The organism is Pseudomonas fluorescens (genome assembly GCF_041354075.1).
In the GTDB taxonomy this organism is placed as follows: Bacteria; Pseudomonadota; Gammaproteobacteria; order Pseudomonadales; family Pseudomonadaceae; genus Aquipseudomonas; species Aquipseudomonas fluorescens_CE.
Window position 1 is genome coordinate 1 of sequence record NZ_JARZGC010000030.1, and the last position, 20400, is coordinate 20400.

16 protein-coding genes are annotated in these 20400 nt (G+C 62.3%); 6 read left to right on the forward strand and 10 right to left on the reverse strand.

The window, feature by feature from the left end; translation table 11 throughout:
* Positions 1-185 precede the first annotated feature (185 nt).
* The 3 genes from proX to QIW53_RS25215 all read left to right on the forward strand — a co-directional run bounded on the left by proX (position 186) and on the right by QIW53_RS25215 (position 3691).
* The gene (gene proX, locus QIW53_RS25205) at positions 186-1223 is read left to right on the forward strand and encodes a glycine betaine/L-proline ABC transporter substrate-binding protein ProX (protein ID WP_371052274.1); all 1038 of its coding nucleotides are present in this window, start codon (positions 186-188) and stop codon (positions 1221-1223) included.
* Positions 1224-1300: 77 nt separating this feature from the next.
* Positions 1301-2632 carry a dimethylsulfonioproprionate lyase DddP gene (gene dddP / locus QIW53_RS25210; protein WP_371052275.1) on the forward strand — a complete coding sequence of 444 codons (1332 nt, stop codon included), beginning with the start codon at positions 1301-1303 and terminating at the stop codon, positions 2630-2632.
* A gap of 177 nt (positions 2633-2809) precedes the next feature.
* The gene (locus QIW53_RS25215; RefSeq protein WP_371052276.1) at positions 2810-3691 is read left to right on the forward strand and encodes a DMT family transporter; all 882 of its coding nucleotides are present in this window, start codon (positions 2810-2812) and stop codon (positions 3689-3691) included.
* Between the two features lie 100 nt (positions 3692-3791).
* Here QIW53_RS25215 and QIW53_RS25220 read toward each other — a convergent pair whose 3' ends face one another.
* The 7 genes from QIW53_RS25220 to QIW53_RS25250 all read right to left on the reverse strand — a co-directional run bounded on the left by QIW53_RS25220 (position 3792) and on the right by QIW53_RS25250 (position 12937).
* Positions 3792-4280 (reverse strand): proline racemase family protein, encoded by a 489-nt coding sequence (locus tag QIW53_RS25220; protein ID WP_371052326.1) that lies wholly within the window; start codon positions 4278-4280, stop codon positions 3792-3794.
* The gene (locus QIW53_RS25225) at positions 4277-5896 is read right to left on the reverse strand and encodes a BCCT family transporter (RefSeq protein WP_371052278.1); all 1620 of its coding nucleotides are present in this window, start codon (positions 5894-5896) and stop codon (positions 4277-4279) included. The genes QIW53_RS25220 and QIW53_RS25225 overlap by 4 nt, the downstream gene beginning before the upstream one ends.
* A gap of 202 nt (positions 5897-6098) precedes the next feature.
* Positions 6099-7226, reverse strand: coding sequence for an FAD-binding oxidoreductase (locus tag QIW53_RS25230; protein ID WP_371052280.1), 1128 nt, complete (start codon positions 7224-7226; stop codon positions 6099-6101).
* Between the two features lie 4 nt (positions 7227-7230).
* Positions 7231-8487: an aromatic ring-hydroxylating oxygenase subunit alpha gene (locus QIW53_RS25235; protein WP_371052281.1), complete on the reverse strand. Its 1257-nt coding sequence runs from the start codon at positions 8485-8487 to the stop codon at positions 7231-7233.
* A gap of 121 nt (positions 8488-8608) precedes the next feature.
* Positions 8609-9565: a LysR substrate-binding domain-containing protein gene (locus QIW53_RS25240; protein WP_371052283.1), complete on the reverse strand. Its 957-nt coding sequence runs from the start codon at positions 9563-9565 to the stop codon at positions 8609-8611.
* A 158-nt stretch (positions 9566-9723) separates the two neighbouring features.
* Entirely contained in the window at positions 9724-11367 is a 1644-nt protein-coding gene (locus QIW53_RS25245) for an acetolactate synthase large subunit (protein ID WP_371052284.1), read from the reverse strand.
* 121 nt (positions 11368-11488) lie between these two features.
* A complete protein-coding gene (locus tag QIW53_RS25250; RefSeq protein WP_371052285.1) occupies positions 11489-12937 on the reverse strand; it encodes an aldehyde dehydrogenase family protein in 1449 nt (482 codons plus the stop codon).
* A 218-nt stretch (positions 12938-13155) separates the two neighbouring features.
* Here QIW53_RS25250 and QIW53_RS25255 point away from each other — a divergent pair, with 218 nt between their 5' ends.
* Positions 13156-14181, forward strand: coding sequence for a GlxA family transcriptional regulator (locus tag QIW53_RS25255; RefSeq protein WP_371052287.1), 1026 nt, complete (start codon positions 13156-13158; stop codon positions 14179-14181).
* Here the strand turns inward: QIW53_RS25255 and QIW53_RS25260 are convergent.
* On the reverse strand, positions 14178-14951 hold the full coding sequence (locus QIW53_RS25260) for an NAD(P)-binding domain-containing protein (protein WP_371052288.1): 774 nt from the start codon (positions 14949-14951) through the stop codon (positions 14178-14180). The two genes, QIW53_RS25255 and QIW53_RS25260, sit on opposite strands and share 4 nt — an antisense overlap.
* Before the next feature lie 9 nt (positions 14952-14960).
* Complete coding sequence (locus tag QIW53_RS25265; protein WP_371052289.1) at positions 14961-16280, reverse strand: NAD(P)/FAD-dependent oxidoreductase; 1320 nt, start codon at positions 16278-16280, stop codon at positions 14961-14963.
* Between the two features lie 192 nt (positions 16281-16472).
* On the opposite strand from QIW53_RS25265, the gene QIW53_RS25270 reads away from it, so the two are divergent.
* Positions 16473-17360, forward strand: coding sequence for a dihydrodipicolinate synthase family protein (locus QIW53_RS25270; protein ID WP_371052290.1), 888 nt, complete (start codon positions 16473-16475; stop codon positions 17358-17360).
* 348 nt (positions 17361-17708) lie between these two features.
* Positions 17709-18821: an alkene reductase gene (locus tag QIW53_RS25275; protein ID WP_371052292.1), complete on the forward strand. Its 1113-nt coding sequence runs from the start codon at positions 17709-17711 to the stop codon at positions 18819-18821.
* 82 nt (positions 18822-18903) lie between these two features.
* On the opposite strand, the gene QIW53_RS25280 is transcribed toward QIW53_RS25275, so the two are convergent.
* Positions 18904-20319, reverse strand: coding sequence for an amino acid permease (locus tag QIW53_RS25280; RefSeq protein WP_371052327.1), 1416 nt, complete (start codon positions 20317-20319; stop codon positions 18904-18906).
* Positions 20320-20400: the final 81 nt, after the last annotated feature.

Below are 20400 nucleotides of genomic sequence, written 5' to 3' on the forward strand. Positions count from 1 at the left end.
CCTGACCCAGGCGATGGGCGCACGAACCAACGCCGACCCGAGCCGGCGCTGGTACCACACCGGCCCCGTGGGCGTGGTGCTGCGCCTGTTCGGCTCAACGCAACCCGCAGGGCAACGCGAAACCGCCTGAGATTCACCGCTCTATCTGCCGCAATCCACACAACAATCACAAAAGGTAAGCGAAGATGTACGAGTCCACATTCACCCGCCGTATTCTCCAATGCGCCTCGGCCGTGGCGTTCAGCGTCGCCTGCCTGGGCGCCAGCGCCTCGCTGGACAAACCGGGGGACGGGGTGAAGATCACCCCGGCGTTCCCGACCGTCGATGAGGAGCGTTTCCGTGGCGAAGTGGCCTTGGCCGGCCTGCGCGAACTGGGCTACAAGGTGCAGAAACCCAAGGAAACCGAATACGCCACCATGGTCCTGGCGGTCGGTTTCGGCGACGCGGACTTCACCGTCAACGCCTGGGACAAGCTGCATGCCTCGTTCTACGAAAAGGCCGGCGGTGACGAAAACATGATCAAGGTCGGCAATGTCCTGCCCGGCGTGCTGCAGGGTTACCTGATCGACAAGAAAACCGCTGATCAATACAACATCAAATACATCACCGACATGAAAAAACCGGAGATCGCCAAGCTGTTCGACACCGACGGTGACGGCAAGGCCGACATGACCGGCTGCAACCCGGGCTGGGGCTGCGAACTGGTGATCGCTCACCAGATGAAAGCCTATGATCTGGAGAAGTCCATTCACGTCAACCAGGGGTCGTACTTCGCGCTGATGGCCGACACCATCACCCGCTTCAAGGAAGGCAAGCCGGTGTTCTATTACACCTGGATTCCACAATGGGTGGCCGGCGTGATGGTGGAAGGGCGTGACGTGGTCTGGCTGCAGGTGCCTAAAACCGACCTGCCGGGCGGCGACAACACCCTGGACACCACCTACGAAGGTCAGAACCTGGGCTTCGCCCTGGACAAGGTGCAGGCGCTGGTCAATCGCAAGTTTGCCGAGAAAAACCCGGCGGCGGTGAAGTTCCTGTCGCTGATGCAGATTCCGGCAGCGGACGAGAGCGCCGAGAACCTGAAGATGCAGCAGGGCGAGAAATCCATGGCCGATATCCAGCGCCACGCCAAGGAATGGATCGCCGCGCACCAGGAACAGTTCGATGGCTGGGTGAAAGCCGCGCGCGAAGTGGGCACCCAGGCCGCTCAAGCCAGCAATTGATGTGAGGGCCTGCCCCTGATCGCGGCGCCACGCCGCGATCAGGGTTACAAGAACAATACCGTGAGGACCGCCTGACCATGATGACCTCGCCATTCTCGATTCCTGCCGACGCCCGCCGTATCGACCCCGCCCGACGTCGCGCCGATGGATCACTGGATGACAACGACCGCACCGAAATCGGCCCGACGCCGCTGGCGTTTGCCGAATGGGCGCAACTGGGCCTGCAAGCGCCGCAGTTGGCAACGATGCGCGAATACCGTCTGCAACGACTCACGCAACAACTGGTTGCCCGCGACCTGGCGGGCATTCTGCTGTTCGACCCGTTGAACATTCGCTACGCCACCGACACCACCAACATGCAGCTGTGGACCACCCACAACCCGGCCCGGGCCTGCTTCGTCGCCGCCAGCGGCCACGTGGTGCTCTGGGACTTCCATGGCTGCGATCACCTCTCGGCACACCTGCCTTTGATCAGCGAACTGCGCAGTGGCGCGTCGTTTTTCTACTTCGAAACCGGCGACCGCACCGAGCAGCACGCCAAGCGCTTTGCCGCGCAGGTGGACGATCTGCTGCGCACCCACGGCGGCGGCAATCGGCGGCTGGCGGTGGACCGCATCGAATTTGCCGGGTTACGGGCACTCGAAGCCCTGGGGGTGCAGGTCAGCAGCGGCCAGGAAGTCACCGAACACGCCCGGGTGATCAAGGGCCCGGACGAGATCAAGGCCATGCGCTGCGCCGTGGCCTCCTGCGAAGCCTCAATTGGCGAAATGCGCCAGGCCATGCGCGCCGGTGCCACCGAAAACGACGTGTGGTCGGCGCTGCACGCCGGCAATATCCGCCGGGGTGGCGAATGGATCGAAACCCGCATCCTCAGCTCCGGCCCGCGCACCAATCCCTGGTATCAGGAGTCCGGGCCACGGGTGCTCAGCGACGGTGACCTGCTGTCCTTCGACACCGACCTGATCGGTGTCTACGGCAACTGCGTAGACATGTCGCGCAGCTGGATCTGCGGCGATCTGGAACCCAGCGCCGAGCAGAAACGCCTGTACCGCATCGCCCATGAGCACATCAGCTACAACACCGAACTGGTGCGCCCGGGCGTGGGTTTCACCGAACTGACCCGCCTGGCCCACCGCCTGCCCGAATCCTGCCGCGCCCAGCGCTATGGCGTGATGTTCCATGGCGTCGGGCTGTGCGACGAATACCCGTGCATTCGCTACCCGGAAGATGTCGATTCCTATGGTTACGAAGGTGTGCTGGAGCCGGGCATGGCGCTGTGCGTCGAGGCGTACATCGGCGAAGTCGGCGGGCGTGACGGGATCAAGCTGGAGAATCAGTTGCTGGTAACGGAGGACGGCTGCGAGGTGCTGACCCGTTATCCGTTCGAGCAGAGCTTCCTGCTGGACTGAGTGTTGGTTTGTTGCCAAGGTCGCGGAGGGTTGTGACCGCGTCGCAGTCAATCCCGGGCAAGCCCGCTCTGACAGGTACGCTGTTGAATGCAAATTTTGTGTTCACGACAAACCCTGTGGGAGCGGGCTTGCCCGCGATGACGTCGGCACAAAAATCCGCAGGATGAGTGATCGAGCATGAGCACAGTGGCTGAGTCGATGAGTGAAGCGGGGCGCCTGAAGAGTACGCGGTTGGGCATTGTGTTGTGCCTGATGTCGATGTTCGTGTTTGCCGCCCAGGACGGGATCACCAAAATCCTGGTCAAGGACCTGCCGGTGTCGCAGCTGATCATGGTGCGCTACTGGTTTTTCCTGCTGTTTGCCCTGTGTTTCGTGCACCTGAAGGGCGGGGTGCGTCCGGCGCTGAAAAGCGCCCATCCCTGGCTGCAACTGAGCCGTTCGCTGATTGCCGTGTTCGACATCATGGTGTTCGGCCTGGCGCTGCGCTTTCTTGGCCTGGCCGAGACCCACGCCATCTACGCGATCTTTCCGTTGCTGACCATGGGGTTGGCGGCGCTGATGCTCGGTGAGCGCATCACGCCACGCCAATGCGTGGCAGGCGTGATCGGTTTCGCCGGCACGCTGATCATTCTTCAGCCGGGCATGGGCGTGTTCAGCCTGACGTCGCTGATCCCCCTGGCGGGCGCCGTGATGTTTGCGTTTTTCAGTGTACTGACGCGCAAGATCAGCGCGGTCGACAGTTTTGGCACCAACATGCTGTACATGGCGTTCTGGGGCGCACTGGCCTCGACCCTGATGGCCACACCGCAATGGGTGAACCCTTCATCGACCGAGTGGGGCCTGTTGCTGGTGCTGTCGATCAGCGGCGTGATGGCCCAGCTGTTGCTGTTGCAGGCACTCAAGCATGCGGCGGCCGTCACCCTGCAGCCGTTCAACTATTCGCTGCTGGTGTTCGCGTCGGTGTTCGGCGTGACCTGGTTTGGCGAAACCCTGCAGACCTCCCTGGTGATCGGGGCGGTGCTGGTGGTGTTGGGCGGGATTTACGCGTTTCGGCGGTGAGTGAGATTTTCCTCTGTAGGAGCGAGTTGGCTCCTACAGGGGGTGTGTCGTTTGATTGATCGTTCCCACGCAGAGCGTGGGAACGATCAGCCCAGGGGCCTCAGGCCCAGATATCCCCAATGGTGAAGCCTTCGGTGAACGGGTCATCATGGTCGAGCACGTAGGTGTTCAGGCCATAGATCCAGCTGCGGCCAGTCACCGTCGGCACCACGGCCTGGTGGGGACCGATGGTGGTTTCCTTGATCAACCGGCCGGTGTAGATGTTGCCGATGATGCCCTGATGACGGAAGTCCTGGTTCAGCGGCAGTTCGCCCTTGGCGTGCAGGGTGGCCATCTTGGCGCTGGCGCCCGTGCCGCAGGGGCAGCGGTCGAGGGCACCGGTCCAGGTGGCCGGGTTGTTCCAGGAGAACTCGCCACTGGCCATGGTCACCACGTTCTTCCAGTCGGCATTCGGGTCTTCGCTGGGGCCGGAGAGCTGGGAAATGGTGATGCCCACCCCTGGGTACTCAGGATGCGCGACCGGCAGTTGTTCGATGGCCGCCTCACGAACCATCGACAACACCCGGGCAATCTCGTGCAGGAACGTCAGGTCGGTTCGACGATGCGCGGTTGCGCGGCCAGTGGTTCGGGGGCGGGGATCAGGGCGGCGTTCGAGTTCAGGGCGCGGATCAGCCCGTAGCTGGTCACCAGCATGTACACGGCGATCGGAAGGCCGATCACGATACTGGCCATCTGTATCGCCACCAGTCCCCCCGCGATGATCAGGCTGGCGGCAATTGCGCCTTCCAGCACGCACCACAACACCCTCAGCCAGTTCGGCGGGTTGAGGCTGCCGAGCGAGTTGAGCATGCACAGCACCTGGGTCCCGGCATCGGCGGCGGTGACGAAATGCACCGCCAGCAACAGGCAGACGATGACGCTGAGGATGGCGCCCAGGGTTTTGCCGTCCAGGCGTTCGAGCAAGGTGAACATCGCGGTGGTGGTCTCCGTGCGGGTGGCCTCGAGGATCGGGCCGCCGGTGAACGGGCCGGCTTCAACCTGTTGCGCCACGGGCAGGCTGTTGTAGGCCTGACGGGTTTTCTGCTCGTCCTTGAGCGCCGTGCCGCCGAACACGGCCATCCACAGAATGGTCACCAGCGTCGGCACCAGCAGGGCGCCGACCACCAGTTCGCGGACGGTGCGCCCACGGGAAATTCGGGCAATGAACAGCCCCACGAACGGCCCCCAGGTCATCCACCAGGGCAGGTAGAACGCGGTCCAGCTTTTCTGCCAACTGGTGTCGTTCTGGGTGTCGGTCCACAGGCTCAGGCCGATGATGTTCTGCAGGTAGTCGCCGGTCGATTCGAACAACAGGTTCATGATGTAGTGGGTCGGACCGAGGGCCAATACCACCAGCATCAGCCCCAGGGAGATGAACATGTTGAGGGTGGACAGGCGTTTCATGCCCCGGGAGACCCCGGCCACCAGGGAAATCGAAGCGATCACCGTCACCACCGCGATCAATCCCAGTTTGAACGACAGGCTCACCGGCACGCCGAACACCTGGTTGAGGCCGGTGTTGATCTGCTCCACGCCCATGCCCAGCGACTGCGACACGCCAAACGCGGTCACCGCCGCGCCGATGATGTCGACGGTGTGGCCGATCGGGCCATAGATGCGCTGGCCGATCAGCGGGTAGAGCACCGAACGCAGCGCCAGCGGCAGGCCTTCGCGGTAGGCGAAATAGGCCAGGCCCAGGCCGATGATGGTGAAGATCGCCCAGGGGTGCAGGCCCCAGTGGAACAGGGTAATGCGCATCGCCATCGACGCCGCCTGATCGGTCAGGCCGGGGCTGAAGGGGTTGCTGGCGTAATGCAAAACGGGTTCGGCCACCGACCAGAAGATCAGCCCGACGCCCATGCCGGCACTGAACAACATGGAAATCCACGCGGCGAAGGTGAACTCGGGTTTTTCATCGGGGCGGCCCAATTTGAGCGTGCCGTGGCGGCTGAAGGCGACGAACAGCAGCACGCAGAGCACGCCGCTGACCAGGGCGATGTAGAACCATTTGAGGTTATCGAGAATAGCGTCCGAAGCACGCTTGAACACGCCCGCAGCCTGGTCGCCCTGGGAGGCGCACAGGATCACGAAGGCGATCACGATCAGCAGCGACCCGACGGTCACCACGGGATTCAGGCCCTTGAACAGGCCAGTTTTTGCACGCATCGGCTTTCCTTATTGTTTTTACAAGGCCGTATGGCGGGGGGGGAGTTGGCTGGTTAGCCAGATGTCGAGAACACATACGGCCCCTGTGGGAGCGGGCTTGCTCGCGAAAGCAATGTGTCGGCCAGCACTGTTCTGACTGACACACCGCTTTCGTGAGCAAGCCCGCTCCCACAGGGGGGGGCGAGGTGTTCTCAGATTTTACTCAGAGGTCAATCACCAGATCCGAAGTGGGCCGGCTGCAGCACAGCAGTCGCAGGCCCTTGTCGATTTCGCGCTGACGAATGCCGCCGTTGTGTTTCATGTCCACGCTGCCTTCGAGCAGGGCGGTCTTGCAGGTGCCGCACACGCCTTGGCTGCAGGAGGAGGGGACCACGGCGCCGGCTTTTTTCGCCGCCGACAGTACCGTCTGATCGGCGTTCATGGTGAACACCTTGCCCGAGCGGGCCAGGCGTACGGTGAAAGTGTCCTGGGCCTGGCCGGGTTCGACGCTCGGCGCGGGCTCGACCACCACTTCGGCATTGATGTCGAAACTTTCCTGGTGGTAGCGCGCCAGGTCGAAACCGGCGGTTTCCAGCAGGCCCCTGGCCGCATCCATGTAGCCTTTCGGGCCGCAGGTAAACACGGAGCGCTCAAGGAAATCCGGGATACGCTGTTGCAGTTCGGCAATCGACAGGCGTCCAATCGGCCCGCTCCAGTCCGGCTCGTCCCCCAGTCCTTCGCAAAAGAACAGGGTGCGCAGGCGCGGCATCTGGCGTTCGAGGCGGGCCAGCTCCTCGCGGAAAATGATGTCCTTGGGTGTACGGGCGCTGTGCACGAACACGATGTCGAGGTCGGCATGCAGGTCGGCCGCCGCGCGAGTCATCGCCATCAAGGGCGTGATTCCAGAACCGGCGGACAGGTACAACAGCTTGCGCGAAGGACCTGCCACGGGGGTGAAGATGCCGGCGGGACCGGAGGCGCTCAACGCAGCGCCGGCCTTGAGGTTGTCGTGCAGCCAGTTGGACACGGCGCCGCCAGGCACTCGCTTGACGGTGATCGAGAAGGTGAATGGCCGGGTCGGTGTCGACGACAGGGTGTAGCAGCGCGAAATGCTCTGTTGGTCGATCACCGGGGAGATGGTCAGGAACTGCCCCGGTTCATAGGCCAGGGCAGGGTAGTCCGGGCTGTGAAAGGTGAAGGTCTTGACGTCGTGGGTTTCGGCCACGACGCTCAGGCATTCGATGCGTTTGGTGTCGCCACTGGCCCATTGGGCGCCGTGGGCGGCCCAGTGGTCGGTGTCGGCGAAACGCTGGTCGGCCCGCAGGCTGGCGATATTTTCAAAGACGGTCATCACCTTAAACCCCATGAACGGCGAGGCGATCGCTGTACCAGCGCAGGAACTGGTCAACGTACGGCTCGGTGAATTCGGAGTACGGCCCTGGAATGTAGGCCGGGTCCTGGGTACCGCTGTGGGTGATGGCCACCAGGTCAGCGTCCTGCTGGGTGGTGGCGACCCAGACTTCGGTCAGGCGTTGCAGGTCATAGTCGACGCCTTCCACGGCGTCCTTGTGCACCAGCCACTTGGTACGCACCAGTGTGCGGTCCGGCGACAGCGGAATGATCCAGCTGATCATCGCGTGGTCGCTCATGACGTGGGCCCAGGAGTTGTTGCCCCACAGGTGAGTGTCGCCCAGGTCCTTGCGCGTCAGGTTGCCCAGCAGTTTGGTGCACGCGACCTTGGTGTCCAGGGTCTGGGACTCGCCGCTGCCGGCGATGATCATGCGCTGGGTGCGGAACTGCGTGGCGGCATCACCGTCCAGGTATTCGAAGGTTTCATAGAGGTGCCCTTCGCGGGCCCAGTCGGCTTCGATACCGGCCTTGCGAATCTGATAGGCATCATAAGAAGCACGCGCTTCTTCGCTCATTTCTTCGAAACTGACACCCAGGTCTTCGGAGTGATAGGAAACCAGCAGTTCCGGATGAGTGCCCGCGCAGTGATAACACTCACGGTTATTCTCCATCACCAACTTCCAGTTACCGTTTTCGATATAGTCAAGTTCATAAGCGATGCGGGTATTGGTCAAGTCATAGGGTGCAAAACGTGCGCCCATGACTTCCTCTTGCACGGCAATGTCCTCGGGGGCTTCTTCAGCCAGGCAAACGAAGACGTGGGTACCGATCACTTTGCAATGAACAGGAATCAGGCTGCGGCACTTGGGGTCGAAACCCTTGCCCATATGGGCGGCGTGCTTGAGGCTGCCGTCCAGGTCGTAAGTCCATTGGTGATAAGGACAGACCAGCATGCCGACCGTGGATTTGCCGGGCTCCTTGAGACGGGCGCCGCGGTGGCGGCAGACATTGCGATAGGCGCGAACCTGCTCGTCATCATCGCGCAACACCATGATCGACGACTTGCCGATGTCGGTGGTGAACACGTCGCCAGGCTCGGCGACATCCGCCGTCACGGCCACCAATATCCAGTGTTTGGTGAAAAAGACATCAACGTCTGTTTCGAAGATATCCTGGCGACTGAACACTTCGCCAGGCATGCCAAAACCGGGTTGCCGGGAAGTGATGACTTCGCGGTGAGACTTGGTAGACGCAATGCTCATTGTTATTCCTCAGGCACTATTCTTGTAATGTCGTATTTATTGATACGAGTGCTGTAAGGATTATCTGAGTGGCTAAAAATACCGTCAATGCGCCTATTTTTACCGGTCGCATTACATCAAGTTATAAGTTGTTTTTGGTCAACTCCGACAAAGGTGCACGGTCCTGCAACCAGCGAATGATCGCCCAGGCTTCCGGTGTTGCGGGGCGCCCATAAGGGATGACCGCGTAATACGCGTCAGTGGGGCGCACCGCAAACGGTTCCAGACGCACCAGTTCACCGCTGTCCAGGAGATGTTCCACCACCCGGCCCCAGCCCAGCCCGATGCCGTGACCATGCAGCGCCGCGTGCACGACGTCGGCGTGCAGGTTGCCGCGCAAGGTGAAATGCAGTTTTGGCGAGCTCAAGCCCAGTTGCTTGAACCAGCCTTGCCAGGTCAACCAGCCTTCAGTGGTCGAGTCGGAATCCAGCAGGCCCATGGCGGCCAGCTCCTCCAGCGTGGCGGGCGCGTGATTGCGTGCCAGCCAGGCGGGTGAACACACCGGGAAGATCTCTTCTTCGAACAGCAGGATCGCCTCGCCATCCTCCCAATGGCCATTGCCATAGCGGATGGACAGGTCGGATTGCTGGGTGCGCAGGTCACCGGTGAACATCTGCGTCGCCAGGCGCAGTTGGATGTCGGGCAGGGTTTCGCGCAGCGCCGCCAGCCGGGGCATGATCTGGAACTGCGAGAACGAGGCGGTGACCCCCAGGGTCAATTCCCGGTGGCCGCCCGCCTGGTTGATCTGGTCGAACACCGTGGCGATTTTCTGCAAGGATTCGGAAATGATCGCGAACAGCGCCTGGCCTTCGTGGGTCAGGTCGATGCTGCGGTGCAGGCGATGAAACAGCTGGGCGCCGACGTTCTCTTCGAGCATCTTGACCTGCTTGCTGACCGCCGCCTGGGTGACGCCCAATTCGCTCGCGGCCTGGGTAAAGCTTTTCAGGCGCGCCACGGATTCGAACTGCAGCAGGGCAGTCATCGAGGGGATGATGCGTCGGTAACCCTTGTGGCGGGTGCCGGCTTCCGGGGTTTTCATTGTTGTTGTTCTCGAAGGGTACTGAAAACAAACGCCGCCCCTGTAGGAGCGAGCATGCTCGCGATGATCGTCAACGATTACGCTGGGTGCCTGACACCCCGCGGCGTTCTTGAGACCATCGCGAGCATGCTCGCTCCTACAGAGAATGTGGGCTGGGATTACACCGCCAAACTCCGCTCACGCAACTCGCTATTGAGGATGCGGTCGTTTTCGCTGTAGTCCACCGGGCAGTCGATGACGTGCACACCGGGGGTCTTGATGCAGTGCTCGAGCAGCGGCAGGAAACCCTCGGCGCTTTCCACGCGATGGCCGTTGGCGCCATACGCCTGCGCGTATTTGACGAAATCCGGATTGCCGTAATCCAGGCCAAAATCGGTAAAGCCCATGTTGGCCTGCTTCCAGCGGATCATGCCGTACCCGTCATCGCGCAGGATCACCACGGTCAAATGCATGCCCAGCCTCACCGCCGTTTCCAGCTCCTGGCTGTTCATCATGAAACCACCGTCGCCACACACCGAGACCACCGGGCGATCCGGGTAGACCAGATGCGCCGCCATCGCCGACGGCAGGCCGGCCCCCATGGTCGCCAGGGCGTTGTCGAGCAGCACGGTATTGGGTTTGTGCGCCTTGTAGTTGCGGGCGAACCAGATCTTGTAGATGCCGTTGTCCAGGGCCACGATGCCCTCGGACGGCAGGGCACGACGCACGTCGGCGACCAGGCGCTGTGGATAGACCGGGAAGCGGTCGTCATCGGCCCCTTCGGCGATCTGCGTTTCGTTGGCCTCGCGGATCGCCAGCAAACGGGTGAAGTCCCAGTGCGAGGTGTCGCGCAGGGCTTCGCCGATCTGCCACACCGCATTGGCGATGTCGCCGATCACTTCGATCTGCGGAAAGTACACCGCATCCACTTCGGCGGAACGGAAGTTGATGTGGATGACTTCAGTGCCACCACGCACCATGAAGAAGGGCGGTTTCTCGATGACGTCGTGGCCGATGTTGACGATCAGGTCGGCGGCCTCGACGGCCCGGTGCACGAAATCACCGGCCGACAGTGCGGCGTTGCCGAGGAAGCAGGGGTGACGCTCATCGACCACGCCCTTGCCCATCTGGGTGGTGATGAACGGGATGCCGGTCTGGTCGATCAGTTGCTTGAGCACCTTGGCGGTCATCTTGCGGTTGGCGCCGGCGCCGATCACCAGGATCGGGCTGCGTGCGTTGCGCAATTTATCGACGGCCGCTTCGACAGCCTTGTGCTCCGCCAATGGGCGGCGGCTCAGGCTCGGCGGGATGGGCGTGCTGTCGGTCTGTTCGGCGGCGATGTCTTCCGGCAGCTCCAGGTGCACGGCGCCGGGTTTTTCTTCTTCGGCGAGGCGGAACGCTTCGCGCATGCGCGCCGGGATGTTATCGGCGGAGGCGAACTGGTGCGTGTATTTGGTGATGGGCGCCATCATGCCGCACACGTCGATGATCTGGAATCGACCCTGCTTGGACTTCTTGATCGGTTTTTGCCCGGTGATCATCATCATGGGCATGCCGCCCAGATAGGCATAGGCACTGGCCGTCACCAGGTTGGTGGCACCGGGGCCGAGGGTCGACAGGCTGACGCCGGTCTTGCCGGTCAGGCGCCCATAGGTGGCGGCCATGAAACCGGCGGACTGCTCGTGACGGGTCAGCACCAGCCGGATCTTCGACTTGCGCAGCGATTCCAGCAGGTCGAGGTTTTCCTCGCCGGGAATGCCGAACACGTACTCGACACCTTCGTTTTCCAGGCATTGCACAACGACATCGGCAGCCTTGGCCATTTCGTCACCTTCATCGGGTTATTCGGGGGAGGATCGCTGCCCGGCAGCTTATCGCGACGCGAGCGTTCGCGGGCATCAAAAAACGACACCCGGAATGAGCGCAACGGCGTTGCGACCCGCCTCAGGCCAACTGGTAAGTGGTCTTGACCCGGGTAAAGAACTGCCGCGCATGGGTCCCTTGCTCTCGCGAGCCCAGGCTGGAAGCCCCGTTACCGCCGAACGGAACGTGGTAGTCGACCCCGGCCGTGGGCAGGTTGACCATGACCATGCCCGCCGAACTGTTGCGCTTGAAGTGTTCGGCATGGCGCAGCGAGGTGGTGACGATGCCGGCCGACAAGCCAAACGCGGTGTCTTCGGCGGCGGCAAAGGCCTGCTCGTAATCACGCACCTTGAGCACGCTCAACACCGGGCCGAAGATCTCTTCGCGGTAGATGCGCATGTCGGGCTGTACGTTGCTGAACAAGGCCGGGGTGAACAAGTACGCCCCCGCCGGGTTGTCGATCCGTTCGCCGCCGCAGACCAGGGTCGCGCCTTGCTCGACACCACTGGCGACGTAGGACAGGTTCTGCTCCAACTGTCGGGCATCGACCACCGGCCCGATATCGGTCGAGGCCTGGAGCGCATCGCCAACCTTCAGTGCACGGGTCCGTTCGGCCAGGCGCGCCACGAACGCGTCATGGATGCCCTCGGTGACGATCACCCTGGAACTGGCGGTGCAACGCTGGCCGGTGCTGTAGAACGAACCATTGAGCGCCACCTCGACCGCCTGTTCCAGATTGGCATCATCGAGCACGATCAGGGGATTCTTGCCGCCCATTTCCAGCTGCACCTTTTTCATGCCCTCGGCGGCGAGGCGGGCAATCTGCCGACCGGTCTGCTCGGAGCCGGTGAAGCTGATGCCATCGACCTGTGGCGAGCGAATCAGCGTATCGCCGACGCTGCGGCCGGGACCGATCAGCAGGTTGAACACGCCCGCCGGCAAGCCTGCGCGGGAAATGATCTCCGCCAGCGCCCAGGCCGACGACGGCACCAGCTCGGCCGGTTTGAACACCACGCAGTTGCCGAAGCACAGCGCCGGGGCGATCTTCCAGGCGGGAATGGCGATCGGGAAATTCCACGGCGCAATGATGCCGATCACCCCCAGGGGTTGGGTGAACACGTCGATGCCGACGTCCTGGCGCACCGACTGGTATTTCTCGCCCTCGGCACGCAGGGCTTCCTGGGCGTAGAACTTGAAAGAGCGCCCGGCACGCTCGACTTCGCCCATGGCTTCGCGGACCACTTTGCCTTCTTCACGGGCGAGCAGGGTGGCCAGTTCTTCGCGACGTGCCAGAATCTCGCTGCCAATGAAGTCCAGCGCATCGGCGCGGTGCTGCGGGTTGCTGCGCGCCCAGCCCGGTTGGGCGCGGCGGGCAGCGGCGATCGCCTGTTCGGTCAGCGCCTGGTCGGCACGCACGAAACGTTCGATCACGTCCTGCGGGTTGGAGGGATTGCGGTTGTCCAGCAGGTCGCTGCCGTCCGTGGGGAGGAAGGCGCCATCGACGTAGCTGCTCTTGGTGACGGGGTTCATGCGCTGCAAATCCTTTGTTGTTGGTCTGCCGGCCATGATGCTCAGCGCCGCACGCTGCCCGCTATTACGGGCATGACAATTGATAGAACGCCGGAGTCGGGAAACGCCCGGATTGTCCTTCACATACGAAATAGCGGTCTTTATATGATAGGCCGGACGCCTGACCGGGCATAGAATGAGCCCATGCCGGAGTGACCCGGCGGTTCTGGAGAGCCACCTTGAACGCACTGCCCGCAGAGGTAAAACCGGACCTTCGAGTCGGTTTCGTGCTGTTGAACCAGTTCACCCTGGTGCCGGTCGCCGGGTTGGTCGATTCCCTGCGCTTTGCCGCCGACAAGTCGTTCCGCAGCCAGCAGGTGTATTGCCAATGGGACTGGATGACCTGCAATGACCAACCCATCAGCGCCAGCTGCGGCATGCCGATTTCACCCACGCGACCGTTGAACTTGTGGGCCCAGTACGACTACGTCGTGATTGCCGGCGGTCTGCTGGGCGAGACGCGCAATCCTCCCGAATGGCTGCTCGACGCCCTGCGCGACGTGCACGCGGCGAACATCCCGATCATCGCGCTGTGTTCGGCGTCTTTCGTGCTGGGCAAGGCCGGGCTGCTGGACGGTCGTCGCTGCGCGGTGCATTTCACCATCCGCGAAGAATTCGAGGAGCTGTTCCCCAAGGCAACGGCGGTGATCGACAAGAGCTATGTCGACGATCGCGGCATCATCACCTGCCCGGGCGGTACGGCCATCGACCTCGCTGCCAGCCTGATTCGCCGTCATTGCGGTGAAGTGCGCGCGCAGAAAGGCCTGGAATACCTGCTGGTGGAAGAACGGGCGGATGAAGAGGAGCAGGCGGGCAAGGTCTACCAGAATGATCGGGTGGAACGCGCGATTGCCTTCATGCGTGACAACCTGGACGTGTCGCTGTCGCTCAAGGCGGTGGCTGAAGCGGTCGGTACGCACCCGCGCCAACTGCACCGTGAATTCGTCGCCAATACTCAGGAGCCGCCGGCCAACTATTGGCGCAAGTTGCGTCTGGACCACGCCCGGCGATTGCTGGTGAACACCAGCCAGAACATCACCACCATCGCCCTGGCCAGCGGCTTCTCCGACGCGTCGCACTTCATCCTGTGGTTCCGCAAGCAGTTCGGCGAAACCCCGTACAGCTTCCGCAAGCGCCGCCATGAAGTGGAACGCTTCAATGGCGAACGTCTGGCGGAGCGGGTGGGGCTGGACCCCGAGCTTTAACGCGGGGCGCGGTTGAGCAGGGCGTCGAACACCACTTCACAGGCGGCCGCCCAGGTTGCGCTGCCCGGTTGGTGGTGAAGCACGTCGAGGCCGGTGGCCGTGAACGTGCCGGGCGTGGCGATGGCCTCGCCCATGGCTTTGAGGGTTTGATCGGGCCGGGCGCGGGCACTGGCGACACAATCCTGCAGGTTGCCCAGCACCAGGGTCCGCGCCTGCTCTGCGGGCAGGCCCTTGTCCACCAGCCAGTGCTGCAGATCGTGCAGCAGGAAATAGAACCAGCCGTTCATGCACGCGGCCACGGTCGCCAGTTCGAACGCCGCTTCGTCGTCCATCACCACCAGTGAACCGAGCGGGCCAAGCCGCGACTGGGTGGCCGGGTCAGGCGGATAGACGACCACGGTGGTCTGGTTGAATTGCGCGGCGCAGGACAGCATGACCCGCACGCAACGGGCGCCGGGGAAGGTTTCCTGCAACGTACGCAAATGCAGGCCGGCGACCAGTGACAACAGGCGCTGGTCGTCTTTCAAACGGATTTCGCGGGCCAGCTCCGGCACTTTGTCGGGGCGCACCCCCAGCAGCAGCATGTCGGCGTTGTCGACCACCGCCTGATTGTCCGGCATCACTTCGCAGGCCAGCTCGGCCGCCAGCGCCCGGGCTTTGGCGGCGTTGCGCGGTGACAGCCTGATCGGCCCGTCGAAGCCGCTGCGGCGCAAACCACGGACGATGGTTTCGGTCAGTTCGCCAACGCCCAGAATGCCCAGACTCTGCATGTTGCCTCCTCAGGCCTCAAGGCCGGCGCGGCGCTGGCCCCAGTTCAAATTCAGATTGACGCCTACGCTCAGCAACGGTTCCGGCGGGTTGCGGTTGGGGCCGGGAGAGGAGAGCAGAAAGTCGGTCAGCTCGCTGCGCTCGCCGCTCAGCCAGTTGGCCAGCAAGGTGCCCGTGGCGGTGCCCCGGGTGATGCCCAGGCCATTGCAGCACAACGCCCCGTGAACCCGTGGCGCCAGGCTGCCGAAGTAGGAAAGATGGTTGCGCGACAGGCACATCGCGCCGCCCCAGGTGTAGTCGAACGCCATATCCGGCAACATCGGGAAACGACGCTCGAACGAGGCGCGGTGCTGACGCGCAGCACGGTCCAGATACTTTTGCCGGGCCTGGCCGCTGGCGTTGAAACTGAAACTGTTGCGCACCAGCAGGCGCTGGTCCGGCGTACGGCGCAACGTGGTGCCAAAAGGGTCGGCGGGGATGATCCCCCAGGTGTCCTTGCCGCCCAGGCGTGCCTGTTCAGCTTCGGTCATCGGCCGGGTCATGCTGGCGTAGGTGAAGATCGGCAACAGGCGCCCCGGCAGAAAGCCGAAGTGGGACGCGAAGGCGTTGTTGCACAGCAACAGGTCGTCGGCGACGATTGCGCCGTTGGCGTGGTGCAGGGTGATCTTGTCACCCTGTTCCAGGCGGGTGATGACGGTGTGCTCGTACAGGCTGACGTTGGCCGGCAGGCTGTCGGCCAGGCCGCGGGCCAGGGCGGCCGGTTGCAGCAGCAGGGTGCCCGGGGTGTAAAGTGCCTGACGATAGAACGAGGTGCCCAGATGCCCGGGCAGGTCACGGGCGTCGATCATTTCGTAGGGTTGATCGAGTTTGTCCAGGCCGCTGCGGTAGGCGGCCAGCACGGCCAGGCCCTTGTCTTCGACCGCCGCCTGGTATTTGCCGTCCGGGCGAATCTGGCAGTCGATGCCATGCTCGGCCACCAGGGCGCGGATCTGCGCCTGGGCGAAGTGGTTCATCTTCAGGTTCATGCGCGCCGTCGCCAGATCGCCGATGTAGTCCGGCGCGCCGATGTCGTGGGGCAGGTCGATGGCAAAGCCCGAGTTGCGCCCTGAAGCGCCGAAGCCGACTTCCTGGCCCTCGATCAGCACGACTTCATCGTCGGGGAATCTCAATGCCAGCTGGCGCGCGGCGGCCAGGCCGGTAAACCCGGCGCCGAGCACTGCCCAGCGCGCCTGAGTGCGGCCGCTGTGAGCAGGGCGCGGTGTGCGCGCCGGGCTCAAGTGGAACCAGGCACAACCGTTGTCGTCTGCTGGGGTGGAAGTGTTTCTGTACATGCGGCCGGTTCCCTGTTTTTTCAGCACTATCGCATCGGCGCAGGGCCGGCAATATAACGATCGGGACAACTCATGGAAGGTTTGGACGCCAGCGCAAGATAGCGCGGGACAGCGGCCATTTTCGCGTCTAGGCTGCGCTTGCCTACCCACTCGGTTGCTCTGCTGAACCGACCCCGCATGAGGTTTGAAGCGATGTCCGATTTCCCGTTTGCCGGCCTGAACCTTGCCATCACTACGCCGTTCGACCACCAGGGCAAAATTGATCTCGTGCGTTTTGGTCAATTGATCGAGCGCTATCTGGAGGCCGGTGTCGACGGCTTCGTGCTGAGCTCGGGGACGGGCATGCATGTGTATCTGTCGAAGGAGGAATCAAGCGAGCTGATTGCCTGCGGTGCGAACATTATTGGCGGTCGGGCGCGGATCATTGCACAGACTTCGGCGCTGCTGGTCGACGACGTGATCGAGCGCACCCAACGCGCTGCGGATGCAGGCGCCGATGGGGTGATGGTCTTGCCGCCGTTTTTCGAGGGGCCGACCGATGATCAGGGCATCCTCGATTTCTATACCGCCGTGGCGAGCGCAGGCCTGCCGGTGATCGGCTACAACGTGCCGCAGGCGGTGGGCGTTGAGGTCACGCCGGGGTTGCTGCGACAGCTTTGCGAGATCGGCAATATGGTGGCGGTGAAGGACAGCAGCGGCGACCTCGCCGCGCAGGCGTCGTTGATTCGTACCGGGTTACCGGTGATCAATGGGGCTGATCCACTGGTGCCGTATGCGTTGTTTGCCGGTTGTGCGGGCTTGATCTGGGGCGGTGCCAACCTGGCACCGAAAACCTGCGTGGCGCTGGTCCGCGCCGCCCGTGAGAAGCGCTGGGACCAAACGCGGGAAATCTGGAAGCAGCTGGAACCGTTGATGTCATTGATCTGGCAGGGCAATTACGTGCAATCGGTTTACGCCGGCGCCCAATTGACCGGTTACGACGCCGGCCAGCCCCGGCGCCCGCTGGCGCGTTTGTCCGAGGAGAAAACCCGGGTGTTGCGCGAGGCCCTGGGTTCGCTGGTTGAAATCGAAGGCCGATAAATCCAGTGGTGCGGGGTGTCTGAAGGCGAGCGGTGGCTGGGTTTCCATCGCGAGCATGCTCGCTCCTACAGAATTATGGGGCGTTCGAACCATTCGGTAACACCTCGATACCTGTGGGAGCTGGCTTGCCAGCGAAGAGGCCAGCAGCTTCAACATCATTGTCGACTGACCCACCGCCATCGCTGGCAAGCCAGCTCCCACAGGGATCTCGGCCAGACGTGCACATTGAGGGATCGAAGATCCGTAAGCGTTGCGTTTCGCGAAAAGCACCGTTGCGCAGCCGGTGGATTCTCTGACAAGAGATGAATGCCTACCTTTGTGAGCAGACACTCAACCACGGAATTCATCATGCCCCAGCACTTGTTCAGCCCAATCAAGCTCGGCCCGTTCAGCCTCGCGCATCGCGTTGCCATGGCTCCTCTGACTCGCTCACGTGCGGGTCAGCCGGGCAACGTTCCGACCTCGATGAACGTCGAGTACTACCGCCAGCGTGCCAGTGCTGCATTGATCATCACCGAAGCGACGCAGATTTCGCAGCAGGGCCAGGGTTACGCCTGGACCCCCGGCATCCATAGCGACGAGCAGATTCAGGGCTGGAAAGCTGTCAGCAAAGCCGTGCACGAGGAGGGCGGACGCATTTTCCTTCAACTGTGGCATGTGGGGAGGGTGTCGCACCCGGTGTTCCAACCCAACGGCGGCTTGCCGGTCGCCCCCACCGCGCAGGCGGTCCCTGGCAAGACCTTCATCCTCAACGAGAAAGGAGAGGGCGTCTGGGGCGATGTGCCCGTATCTCAAGAACTGGACATTGCCGGGATCGAAGCGATCGTCGCCGACTTCCGCAAGGCTGCGCGCAATGCGCTGCTGGCCGGCATGGACGGTGTAGAAATTCACGCCGGCAATGGTTATCTGCTCGACCAGTTCATCAACAGCGCGAGCAATCAGCGCAGTGATCGCTACGGTGGCAGTATCGAAAACCGCGCGCGGTTATTGCTGGAGGTGGTAGAGGCGATCACGGCAGAAGTGGGAGCCGAGCGCGTTGCGGTGCGTCTGACACCCATGGGACGTTTCATGGGCATGGGCGATGAAACTCCGGAACAAACCTTTGGCTATATTGCCTCCCGGCTCAATGACTGGAATCTCGCGTACCTGCACCTGGTCGAACCGATGATGGTCGGCACCGTACTCGACGAGTCCAATGACCCACGCTGGGACGCCATCATCCAGCAGCTGCGCGCAGACTTCCACGGTGTGCTGATGCTGGCAGGCGGTTACACCGGCGAAACCGCCGAACAGGCCATCGCCCAGGGCCGCGCCGACCTGATCGCTTTTGGTCGCCCGTTCATTGCCAACCCGGATTTGCCGGCGCGCCTGCGGGGTCGCCACGCGCTCAACGGAGCCGACGGCAACAGCTTTTTTGGCGGTGACGCCAAGGGGTACATCGACTATCCGCTGTTGGCTTGACGCCACATCGTATGGTTGTCAGCACCCCGGGCAATGACTCAACCCTTCGACCATTTTTCAATGTCTAAAGAAGCCAGGCGATTCAACTGAACTGACCCGCTGACTCCGTCGCCGATTTAGGCTTCCAGACGCGGGTCAGCTGGTAGGCAATCGCCAACCAGACGAACCACCCCGGCATGACCATCAAGGCGATACGGGTGTCGGGGCGCAATCCCAGCAGACACAGAACAAAGCCCAGGAAGGCCAGGGAAAACCAGGCCATCGGCACACCGCCCGGCATCTTGTAAACCGATGTCGCGTGCAGCTCAGGGCGCTTTTTACGATAGGCGATATAGGATGCCAGGATGGTCGACCAGGTGAAAATCACCAGGATCGCCGACACGGTCGAGACGATGGTGAACGCCGTCATGACTTCCGGAACGATAAACAGCACCAGTACACCGACCAGCATCAACAGCGTGGTGAACGCCAGGCTCAGCAGCGGCACGCTATTGCCCGAAAGTCGGCGGAATACGCCCGGAGCGTTGTCCTGGTTGGCCAGCCCGAACAGCATGCGGCTGGATGAGAACACGCCACTATTGGCCGACGAGGCGGCGGAGGTCAGTACCACGAAATTGACGATGCCGGCGGCTGCGGGAAAACCTGCCACCAGAAACAGTTCGACAAAAGGGCTTTTGACCGGAGAAACCTGCTGCCAGGACGTTACGGCAATAATGCAGGTCAAGGCCAGCACATAGAACAGGATGATTCGCAGGGGAATGGAGTTGATGGCCTTGGGCAGGGTCTTCTCCGGGGAGCGGGTCTCAGCGGCCGCAGTGCCGATCAGCTCGGTGCCGGCGAACGAGAAAATGGCCATCTGGAAACCGGCGAAGAAACCGAACAGGCCGTTAGGGAAGGCCGCCTGTTTATCCACCAGGTGACTCAAGGATGCCGTGACACCACTGGGGGAGACGAAGGAGCTGGCGATCAGTACCAGGCTGACACCAATCAGTGTGACGACGGCAATGATCTTGATGATCGCGAACCAGAATTCCACTTCACCGAAAAGCCTGACCGTCAGCACGTTCAGGGCGAACAGTGTCGCCAGCATACCGATTGCCGGTATCCAGGCAGGCACATCGGGAAACCAGTACTGGAAAAACCCGCCGACCACGACGGCATCGCCGATGACCGCGACGCTCCAGCTCAGCCAGTACGACCAGCCTAGAAAGAAGGCCGCGCGCGGGCCCAGGTAGGCGCCGGCAAAATCCGCGAAGGTTTTGAAGTTCAAGTTGGACAGCAGCATTTCGCCCATGGCACGCATGACGAAAAAAACGAACAGGCCAATGATCATGTAGATGAGGATGATCGACGTGCCGGAGAGGGCGATGATCTTGCCTGAGCCCATGAACAGGCCTGTACCGATCGCGCCTCCCATGGCCATCAACTGGATATGACGATTATTGAGCGTGCGCTGCAGCGCGGGCTGTTCAACCAGCCCCGTTGGGTTCGATTTCATTACAAAACCTCTTGATTTTATGTTTTTGAGTTTTGGCAGAAAGTGGGTGTCGAGCGTTCTTGTCAGGGATGCAACGGCTAT